Origin of the sequence: Kitasatospora sp. NPDC056531 (assembly GCF_042794375.1) — a bacterium.
Classification (GTDB): Bacteria; Actinomycetota; Actinomycetes; order Streptomycetales; family Streptomycetaceae; genus Kitasatospora.
In genome coordinates, this window is record NZ_JBHTTU010000047.1 from 51,188 (window position 1) to 57,187 (window position 6,000).

The 6,000-nt window shown below is 72.7% G+C and carries 4 protein-coding genes, 1 pseudogene and 1 riboswitch; of the genes and pseudogenes, 2 read left to right on the forward strand and 3 right to left on the reverse strand.

Features of this window, described 5'->3' with window-relative positions; genetic code table 11:
- Window positions 1–88 precede the first annotated feature (88 nt).
- A riboswitch (M-box (ykoK) riboswitch) is annotated at window positions 89–266 on the forward strand.
- Window positions 267–572: 306 nt separating this feature from the next.
- Both ACFQ87_RS30275 and ACFQ87_RS30280 read left to right on the forward strand, forming a co-directional pair.
- Window positions 573–1,940 (forward strand): magnesium transporter MgtE N-terminal domain-containing protein, encoded by a 1,368-nt coding sequence (locus tag ACFQ87_RS30275; protein ID WP_380614043.1) that lies wholly within the window; start codon window positions 573–575, stop codon window positions 1,938–1,940.
- Complete coding sequence (locus ACFQ87_RS30280) at window positions 1,937–3,256, forward strand: NRAMP family divalent metal transporter (RefSeq protein ID WP_380614044.1); 1,320 nt, start codon at window positions 1,937–1,939, stop codon at window positions 3,254–3,256. Before ACFQ87_RS30275 ends, ACFQ87_RS30280 begins: the two co-directional genes overlap by 4 nt.
- 368 nt (window positions 3,257–3,624) lie before the next feature.
- Here the strand turns inward: ACFQ87_RS30280 and ACFQ87_RS30285 are convergent.
- The 3 genes and pseudogenes from ACFQ87_RS30285 to ACFQ87_RS30295 form a co-directional block, all read right to left on the reverse strand.
- Window positions 3,625–4,659: pseudogene (locus tag ACFQ87_RS30285) on the reverse strand (DUF6081 family protein); the annotation flags it as partial.
- 129 nt (window positions 4,660–4,788) lie between these two features.
- Window positions 4,789–5,019, reverse strand: coding sequence for an acyl carrier protein (locus tag ACFQ87_RS30290; protein ID WP_380614045.1), 231 nt, complete (start codon window positions 5,017–5,019; stop codon window positions 4,789–4,791).
- 107 nt (window positions 5,020–5,126) lie between these two features.
- On the reverse strand, window positions 5,127–6,000 hold an 874-nt coding region (locus tag ACFQ87_RS30295; protein ID WP_380614046.1), incomplete at its 5' end, for a 3-oxoacyl-ACP synthase III family protein.

The window sequence follows — 6,000 nt, forward strand, 5'->3', positions numbered from 1 at the left end:
GGCTCCCCCGCTGGTCAGGTCAGGGTCAAGCTCCGGTCAAGGATTACGCTGGAAGGGCTACGGCGTCCTATCCTGGGGCGGATTTGAACAGACACCTCGTTCGGTGAGGCGTCTTCACGGACACAGGCCACTGATCCCACCCGTCGAGAGACGCTCCGGATCAGGACAGGTCTCCCCGGCTCAAGGGGTGACCCCAAGTGGCTTCCCGTCGGGATCGACAGGGATACGCCGTGGAGTGCCAAAGCTCTGACGAGTGGGGGTGCACGGGCGGTGACGTCGGTCTCCCCCTGCCGTGCCGCCGCGACCTCGATGCGCGGCCGAGACCGGGAGGAGGCGTGATGGACGGAAGTCCTGGCCATAGTCGGCCCATTCCGATGTCGTCCTCGCCGTCTTTCCGTCGTCCGAGGCGCCCCCTCCTTCCCTGACCGATCCGGTTCGCTCCGCCCTCCGGCCCGCCCCGGCGCGGGCGGCCCTGGCGCATGCCTGGAACCGGTTCGAGCGGTCAGCGTCGGCGGCGGCGCGCCACCGGGCGGCCCGATGCCCCGTCCTGCCGGGGCGAGGGGGTCCCCACCATGGCTGCCACCACCCTGCTCAACTCCGCCACCGCCCGGCTGCGCGACCGCACCGTCGCCGCCGAGCGCCGTACCGCCGTCACCCGGACCGTCCGGTCCTCGCTGGTCTCCGTCGCCGGGCTGGTCGGCGGGCCGGTCGCCAACCAGGCCGGGGAGGAGGTGGGCCGGGTCGTCGACGTGGTCGCGCGCCTCTACGGCACGGAGCCGTACCCGCCGGTCACCGGGCTGATCATCCGCATAGGCCGCCGCCGCACCTTCATCGCCGCCGACGCCGTCGACCGGGTCATGACGGGGCAGGTCCGGCTGCGCACCGCCCGGCTGGACCTGCGCGAGTTCAACCGCCGCCCCGGCGAGGTGCTGCTCGCCCGGGACGTGCTGGACCACCAGCTCGTCGACGTCGACGGCGTCCAGGTCACCCGCGCCGCCGACCTCTACCTGGCCCCGCTGGCCGCCCGTACCGTCCTGGTCGGGGTCGACGTCTCGCTGCCCACCCTGCTGCGCCGGCTCGGCCCGCGCCGCTGGCAGATCCGCCCCACCCCGGAGCGCGTCCTGGACTGGCAGTCCGTCGCCCCGTTCGGCGAGCAGGCCACCGCCGGGCCGGCCGAGGTGCGGCTGCGCGCCTCCCGCTCCGCACTGCACCGGCTGCGCCCGGCCGACCTCGCCGACATCCTGGAGGACCTCGGCCGGCATGAACGCCAGCAGCTGCTCGGCTGGTTGGAGCCGGAGCACGCCGCGGACGCGCTGGAGGAGATGGAGCCCGCCGAGCTGGAGAACCTGCTGCGCGAGGTGCCGCCCGAGCACGCCGCCCGGCTCGTCGACGAGATGGAGCCGGACGAGGCCGCCGACGCCCTGCGCGACCTCGCGCCCGGCGAGCGCGAGACCCTGCTGGCCCGGATGCCCGAGCCCGAGGCAGCCGAGCTGCGCTCCCTGCTCACCCACCGGGAGGGAACCGCCGGCGGCGCGATGACCACCCTGCTGGTCACCGCCGGCCCCTCGCACACCGTCGCCGAGGTACGGGCGGAGCTCGCCGCGCAGGCCGAGCACCGCACCGACATCGACGCGGTCACCGTGCTGGACGACCAGGGCCGGCTGATCGCCGACATCCCGCTGTTCGACCTGGCGGTGGCCGAGGACACCTCGGTGATCGGCGACCTGGTCACCTGGCTGGACCAGTTCGGCCCGCCGGTGACCGTCCGGCCCGACACCCGCCTCGCCGAGGCCGCCGACCAACTGGTCGCGGCCCGGGCCACCTCCCTGCTCGTGGTCGACGACTCCGAGCGCCCCCTCGGCCGGGTCCTGGCCGACGACATCCTCGACTCGCTGCTGCCCGAGCGCGGGCGCCTGCACTTCCGGAGGCTCCTCAAGTGACCCGCGACCTCGACACCCTCGACACCGGTCCGGACGCCGCCGCGGCGTCCGCGCCGTCCGCCCCCGGGCGCCCCGGCCGCCGCAAGGGCCTGCGCCGGCTGGCCGCGATCGCGATGGTGGCCGGCCCCGGACTGGTCGCCGCCAACGCCGGCAACGACGCCGCGGGCATCGCCACCTACGCCAGCGCCGGCTCTCAGTTCACCTACGGGACGCTGTTCTTCATGGTGCTGGTGACCGTCGCCCTGGTCATGGTGCAGGAGATGGCCGTCCGGCTCGGCGCCCACACCGGCAAGGGCCTGGGCGCGCTGATCCGCGAGCAGTTCAGCCTGCGCCTCACCGCCCTCGCGGTGTTCTGCCTGCTGCTGGCCAACACCGGCCTGGTGGTCAGCGAGTTCGCCGGGATCGGCGCCGCGTTCGAGCTGCTCGGCGTGCCCAAGTGGGCGGTCGTCCCGCCGTCCGCCGTGCTGCTCTGGTCGCTGGTGCTGTTCGGCTCGTACAAGTGGGCCGAGCGGATCTTCCTGGTGATGTCGCTGGCGTTCTTCGCCTACCCGGTCGCCATGATCCTCGGCCACCCGGACTGGGGGCAGGTCGGCCAGCACCTGGTCATCCCGCACCTGGAGCCCAGCAAGGACTTCATCCTGCTGGCCGTGGCCCTGATCGGCACCACCGTCAGCCCGTACATGCAGTTCTACGCCGCCGCCGGCGTAGTCGACCGCGGCGCCAAGCCCGCCGACTACAAGCTGATCCGGGCCGACGCCGTCCTCGGCGCGGTGTTCGCCTGTGTGATCAGCCTGACCATCATCATCGCCACCGCCGCCGCGATCGGCGGCACCGGCCCCCTGGAGTCCGCCTCGCAGGCCGCCGAGGCGCTCAAGCCCGTCGCCGGGCAAAGCGCCGAGCTGCTGTTCGCCTTCGGGTTGCTGGGCGCCTCCGCCCTGGCCGGCGCGGTGGTGCCGCTCTCGGCGAGCTACGCCATCGGCGAGGCCGCCGGCGTCGAGCGCTCCGTCTCCCGCAGCTTCCGTGACGCCCCGCTGTTCCTCGGGGTGTTCACCGCGCAGATCGTCCTCGGCGCGGTCGTCGCGATGACCCCGGTGGACGTCATCCAGCTGCTGATCGGCACCCAGGTCCTGCAGGGCCTGATCAGCCCGATCGTCCTGGTCTACCTCCTGGTCCTCACCAACCGCCGCTCCGTCCTCGGCGACGCGGCCAACACCCCCCGGTACCGCATCGCCGCCACCGTCGTGGTGGTCGGGGTGGCCGTCATGTCGACGATCCTGCTCGTCCAGACCGTCCTCGGCTGGTTCGGCATCGGCTGACCCCCTCCCCCGCGGGCCCACCACGACGGCCCCCGATGACCGACGGCGGAGGCCGTCAGCCATCGGGGGCCGTCGGTCATCACCGCCCGCGGGAGAGGTGGCGGCCGATGAGCTTGGCCGGCGGTCACCCCCGAGCGGCCCGTTAGTCGTCGGAGTCGATCGACGTCACACCGGCTCACCGCGTCGTGCCGTGGCCGCCGGGTCGTCCACCGAGGGGCGGCTGCTCGCGGAGACGCGCGCCGCACCCGATGAGGTCGCGCGGGCGGTGTTCGGCAAGGGCTGATCGCCGACACGCCGGGAACACACCTGGCCCGGTGGAAGGGTTTCGGGCCGTGTTCCCGGACAGGGGGGTACTGCGCGGTGGTGATGGTCAGGTGGGACGAGGAGATCTCCGCACCCTGGCCCCAGAGCCGGCTGCTCGCCGGGCTGGCGGTGTCGACGAAGGTCTGCGGCGTGGGCTGGCCGGCCAGCGGGGCGTAGTAGTAGCCCGGGGTGGTGTCCAGCTGGACCAGGCCGCGGCCGTCCTGGCCGGCGCCGTCCATGATGGTGAAGGTGCCGAGGCCGCAGAGGAGTTGGCGCGGGGCGACGGTCTGGTCGGTGCCGCCGTGGTCGGTGACCAGGTTGGAGCGGTCGGTCGGGCGGGCGCCGAGGTTGGTGACGCTGTAGACCGGGATGCCGTTGATCTTCCAGGTCGCGCGGGTGCGGCTGTTGTCCAGCTGGATCTGGTAGTTGAGAGGCGCACCCTTGGAGATGGTCGCCACCGGCACCGCGTAGGCGAAGGCCGAGTAGGTGGTGTTCGGGTAGCGCAGCCGCTCGTACCAGGCGTACACGGTGTTGTTGGTGACGTGGAAGTCCATCAGGACGCCCGTCTCCAGGTCGGCCACCACCATCGCGCCGTTGGCGAGGCGGAGGTCGGACTGGGGATCGGTGACGTTCGCGCCGAAGGGGTTGGCCTCGGTCTTGCGGGTGGTCACCGAGAGGTTGGCGTCGCAGGTCCAGCGGCCGTTGGCCGGGGTGTCGTAACCGGCGAAGCCCGCCGTGGAGTTGTGGTTGGCGAAGGACAGCCACTTGGTGTGGTCGCGGTCGCCCGCGCCGCCGGCCGTCTGCTGGGCGGTGGTGAAGGCGAACGCCGGGTTCCCGGTGGCGGGGTCGGTGCCGCCGGGTATCACGTGCAGGCCGTTCGCGTCCGTGCTGGGGATGCCGTCGCCGCTCGGCATGCCGGGCGCGGGCCAGAGCTGCCACTTTCCGGTGCTGGAGGTGTCGAAGCCGTTCTGGAAGTTGTCGGTGAAGACGGTGCTGGTGGTGAGGTCCGCGGCCTGGGCGGGGGCGGTCGCGATCGGGACGATCGCGGAGGCCAGGGCCAGGGCGGCGGCGGCACGGACGAGACGCCTGATCGGGCGCATAGCAGCAAGTACCTTTCGGGGTCTGGGGGTTCCGGGGGTTCGGGGCCCGGTGGTGGTTCGCCGTCCCGCGTTTCTCAGCAAGTCCCGCGGGGCCGGGCAGGTACAGCGGGGTCGAGCAGGTTCAGCGGTTCAGTGTTCGGGCTCCAGCAGCGCGGCGATGGCGTCGGCGTTGCCCGCCTCCATCAGCTCGTCCTCCGGTATGCGCTTGCCGTACTCGCGCTCCAGGATGACGGAGAGTTCGAGCATGACCAGGGAGTCGATGTCGATGTCGGAGAAGCCGGTGGTGGGCGTGATCTCGCCCTGCACCGCGAACTTCTCCACCAGGAGTCCGACGATCCGGTCGGCCACAGCGTTACTCATGGGTCGTTCTCGCCTTTCGATGCCGGCCGGCCCTGCCGGGGCCGGCCTGGTACGTCGTACGTCGTTCGGTTGCGGGAGGACGGGCGCCGGGGAAGCGCCGGCACCCCTCAGCCCCCGAGGACGCCGTCGACCTTGATGTCCGGCCAGGTCAGCGCGGTGGAGCCCCAGTTGAGCCCGACGCCGAAGGCGGTGGACAGGATGCGGTCGCCGACCCCGAAGGTCCCGGCCGCGGCGGCGTGGGTGAGCGCCAGCGGGATGGAGGCCGCCGAGGTGTTGCCGACCCTGTCGATGTGCAGCAGGACCCGCTCGCGCTCCACCTTCAGCAGGTCGGAGATGGCGTACAGGATGCGGGAGTTGGCCTGGTGGCCGGCGAACCAGTCGACGTCGTCGACGGTCCAGCCGATCCGGTCGAGCAACTTCGCCGAGGAGGAGCTCATCCGCTCCACCGCGTGCGAGAACAGCTCCTTGCCGCGCATGGCGAGCAGGTTGTCCTGCTCGCTCGGCGGCTGCCGGTAGGAGCGCTGCCGGGATCCGCCGACCGCGAGCAGCGCCAGGTCGTGGTGCCCGCCGTCGCTGCCGAGGTCGAAGCCCTGGAAGGCGCCCGGCTCGTCCGGGTCGCCGGCCCGCAGTACCGCCGCGCCGGCGCCGTCGCCGAAGATGATCGCGGAGGCCCGGTCGTCGTGGTTCAGCCGGGTGGACCAGATGTCGGCCCCGATCACCAGCGCCCGGTCGATCAGCCCGGAGGAGATCGCGCCGACGGCGTTGGCCATTCCGTAGACCCAGCCGGTGCAGGCCGCCGAGAGGTCGTAGGCCCACGGGGTGCCGAGGCCCAGCCGGTGGGCGATCTCGGGCGCGGTGGCGGGCATCGGCTGGTTGGGGGTGCTGGTCGCGAGGACCACCAGGTCGACCTGGCCGCCGCCGGCGGACTGCATCGCCCGCTCGCCGGCCGCGATCGCGAGGTCACCGGTGACCGTCCCCGGC